Source organism: Methylobacterium sp. CCH5-D2 (assembly GCF_001556475.1).
Classification (GTDB): Bacteria; Pseudomonadota; Alphaproteobacteria; order Rhizobiales; family Beijerinckiaceae; genus Methylobacterium; species Methylobacterium hispanicum.
The window spans coordinates 1-3,676 of sequence record NZ_LSIX01000236.1 but is presented as its reverse complement, the minus strand read 5'-3'; the positions used below and the strand labels follow the sequence as shown (position 1 = coordinate 3,676).

The 3,676-nt window shown below is 74.1% G+C and carries 3 protein-coding genes; all 3 read left to right on the top strand.

What is annotated here, in order from left to right; all coding sequences use genetic code 11:
* The first annotated feature begins 168 nt into the window (after positions 1-168).
* The 3 genes from AX737_RS06270 (at position 169) to AX737_RS06260 (ending at position 3,612) form a co-directional block, all read left to right on the top strand.
* Positions 169-1,593, top strand: a complete 1,425-nt coding sequence (locus AX737_RS06270) for an FAD-binding oxidoreductase (RefSeq protein WP_066919910.1) — start codon at positions 169-171, stop codon at positions 1,591-1,593.
* 407 nt (positions 1,594-2,000) lie between these two features.
* Positions 2,001-2,294: a DUF2218 domain-containing protein gene (locus tag AX737_RS06265; protein ID WP_066919908.1), complete on the top strand. Its 294-nt coding sequence runs from the start codon at positions 2,001-2,003 to the stop codon at positions 2,292-2,294.
* A 70-nt stretch (positions 2,295-2,364) separates the two neighbouring features.
* Positions 2,365-3,612 (top strand): aminopeptidase, encoded by a 1,248-nt coding sequence (locus tag AX737_RS06260; protein ID WP_066919906.1) that lies wholly within the window; start codon positions 2,365-2,367, stop codon positions 3,610-3,612.
* Positions 3,613-3,676: the final 64 nt, after the last annotated feature.

Sequence of the window (3,676 nt, the reverse complement as noted above, 5' to 3'; positions counted from 1 at the left end):
GTCGTTGGGTGAGCGGGCGGGGACGATCCCCGGGCTTCCGCGGCCGGCGCGGACGGGCTACGCCCACAGCGCCGCGGATCCACATTAGGCCAGTGCGGCGCCCGCGCCAGCCCGGGCGGCGGGGTCGAGAGGCCGCCCGCGGGCGGGCACGATGCGAGGGGTTCCCGGATGGACGGCTTGCTCGACGCGCTGCGCGCCCGGCTCGGGGCGGCCCACATCCTCACCGCGCCGGGGGACGTCGCGCCCTACCTCGCCGAGCAGCGCCGCCTCTACCGGGGCGAGGCTCCGGCGGTCGCCCGGCCGGGCAGCACCGCGGAGGTCGCCTTCGCGGTGCGGGCCTGCGCCGAGGCCGGGGTGCCGGTGGTGGCGCAGGGCGGCAATACCGGGCTGGTCGGCGGCGGCGTCCCGCGGGGCGGCCTCGTTCTCGCGCTCGGCCGGATGGACCGGGTGCGGGCGATCGACCCGGTCGGCGCCACCGCGACGGTCGAGGCCGGGGTGATCCTCCAGCACCTGCAGGAGGCGGCCGAGGCGGCGGGGCTGCTGTTCCCGCTCTCCTACGCCTCGCGCGGCTCCGCCCGGATCGGCGGCGGCATCAGCACCAACGCGGGCGGCGTGCAGGTCCTGTCCTACGGCAACGCCCGCGACCTCGTGCTGGGGCTCGAGGTGGTGCTCGCCGACGGCCGAGTCTGGAACGGCCTGCGCAGCTTGCGCAAGGACAATGCCGGCTACGACCTGAAGCAGCTCTTCATCGGCTCGGAGGGCACACTCGGCATCGTCACGGCCGCGGTGCTCAGGCTGTTCCCGCGGCCGCGCTCGACCACGGTGGCCTTCGCGGGGCTGGCCTCGCCCGAGCGGGCACTCGCCCTGTTCGCGCATCTGCGCGCCGCCTGCGACCGGGACCTGACCGCCTTCGAGGTGATGCCGCCCTTCGGGCTAGATCTCGTCCTGGCGCACGCGCCGGGCGCGGTGCGCCCGCTGGCGGGCGCGCACGGGGCCTACGCGCTGGTGGAGTTGGCCTCGGCGCGGCCCGAGGCCGACACGCGGGCGGAGATGGAGGCGGCGCTCGCCGCCGCGCTGGAGGCCGGCATCGTCGAGGACGCGGCGGTCGGCGCGAGCGCCGCGCAGAACCGCGCGCTCTGGGCCTTGCGCGAGTCGCTGCCCGAGGCGCAGAAGCGGGCGGGCGCCTCGATCAAGCACGACGTCTCGGTGCCGCTCCCGAGCCTGCCCGCCTTCCTCGCGGAGGCCACCGCCGCCTGCGAGGCCGCGATGCCGGGCATCCGGGTCTGCGCCTTCGGGCATTTCGGCGACGGCAACGTCCACTTCAACCTGAGCCAGCCGCCCGGCATGGACCGCGAGGCCTTCCTCGCCGAGTGGGGCCGCTTCAACCGCATCGTGCACGACATCGTGCACGCGATGGACGGCTCGATCGCCGCCGAGCACGGGGTCGGGCTCCTGAAGCGCGCGGAGCTGGAGCGCTACGGCGACCCGGTCGGGCTCGACCTGATGCGGCGCCTCAAGGCGGCGCTCGACCCGCATGGGATCCTCAACCCGGGCAAGGTGGTGGGGGAGGGGCCAGCCGATCCGGGCCGGTGAGGCGCTGCTCTTTTCGCGCGCATGGGGCGTGCGACGGAGGACGCTTCGACCGCGCCGCTCGCCCTTCCCCCTCTGCGGGGGAGGGAGAGCACGGCACCCGCTCGCCCCATCGTGGTGCGCTGCAGCACACGGCCCCGAAATCCACCGCACCGCGCCACAAAGTCGCTCGATCCGGCACCCCATATGACACCCGTCGCGGGCTGTCGCAGACCCTGTGGAACCGGGGCGCTCCGTTCAGGAGAGCTTCAGCGTTATCCAGGCTTTAACGGCTCTCGCGGAGTTTGTTTCTCAAAGGGCCGGCAGCCTTCCGGCGATCGGGCCCGCCACTTGCTTCTCCGGTCCGGCGCCTTCGCATCTGCGAAGACGACGACGGCTCCCGCGAGAACACACGTTCAGGAGACCACCCGATGCCCACCTCCCAGGCCCGCGTCCACACCGCCGAGGCGAGCCGCTACCTGCAGCAGCTCTGCCGGCACTGGAGCCACAAGTTCCCGGTCGAGAGCACCCCGCAGCACGGCAAGGTGCCGTTCGGCGAGGACCGGGTCTGCACCTTCGAGGCGGAGCCTGACGCGCTGGTGATGCGCATCGCCACCCCCGACCCGGTCGGCCTGACGCGCCTGGAGAACGTGGTCGCCGACCACCTCGCCCGCTTCGCCTTCCGGGAGAGCCTCGGCGACATCACGTGGTCGCGCGCCGCTTGATTTTCGCCAGCCCCTGTACCGATCTTGCACCTGGGCCCGCCTGAGGGCCGGACCGCGAGGGACAGGGACGATGACGGGACATGCCGGGCCGCAGACGGATCCGCGGCTCGATCGGCTGGCCACGGTGGCCGTGCGGGTCGGGCTCAACCTGCAGCCCGGCCAGGAACTCGTGCTGACGGCGCCGATCGAGGCGCTGCCGCTCGCCCGCGCCATCACCCGCGAGGCCTACGCGGCGGGCGCCTCGCTGGTCACCACGCTGCTCGGCGACGACCAAGCCACGCTCGCCCGCTTCGCCCACGCGCCGGACGCCGCCTTCGACACGGCCGCCGGCTGGCTCTACGCCGGCATGGCCGAGGCCTACCGCAACGGCGCGGCGCGGCTCGCGATCAGCGGCGACGACCCCACGCTGCTCACCGGCCAGGATCCCGAGAAGGTGGCGCGCGCCAACCGCGCCCGCTCCAAGGCCTACGTGCCGGCCCTCGAACTCATCGCCAACTTCGCCACCAACTGGACCATCGTCTCGGCCGCGACCCCGGCCTGGGCCCGCACGGTCTTCCCCGACCTGCCGGAGGACCGGGCGGTGGCCCGGCTCTGGGACGCCGTCTTCGCGGCCTCGCGGGTCGACGGCCCGGACCCGCTCGGCGCCTGGGCGCGGCACAACGCCGACCTGCACGCCCGCAAGGACCGGCTCAACGCCGAGCGTTTCGCCGCGCTCCGCTTCCAGGGCCCCGGCACCGACCTCACGGTGGGGCTCGCCGACGACCACGAATGGTGCGGGGGCGCGGCGACCTCGCGCAGCGGCATCACCTGCAACGCCAACATCCCGACCGAGGAGGTCTTCACCACGCCGCACCGGCTGCGGGTGGACGGGCACGTCACCAGCACCAAGCCGCTCTCCTACCAGGGCACGCTGATCGACGGGATCGCGGTGCGCTTCGCGGAGGGGCGGATCGTGGAATCGCGCGCCCGCACCGGCGCCGACGTGCTCGCCCGGGTGCTCGACACCGACGAGGGCGCGCGCCGCCTCGGCGAGGTCGCGCTGGTGCCGGCCTCCTCGGCGATCTCGGCCTCGGGGCTCTTGTTCTACAACACGCTCTACGACGAGAACGCGGCGAGCCACATCGCGCTGGGCCAGGCCTACAGCAAATGCTTCCGCAACGGCGGCGCCGATTTCGGCGAGGACGACCTCGCGGCCCGCGGCGCCAACCGCAGCCTGATCCACATCGACTGGATGATCGGCTCGGCCGAGATCGACGTGGACGGCATCCGCGAGGACGGACAGGCCGTGCCGGTGATGCGCCGGGGCGAGTGGGCCTGAGCGCCAGCGCAACCCTCCCCCCTCTGCGGGGGAGGGTGCCGAGCGGAGCGAGGCGGGAGAGGGG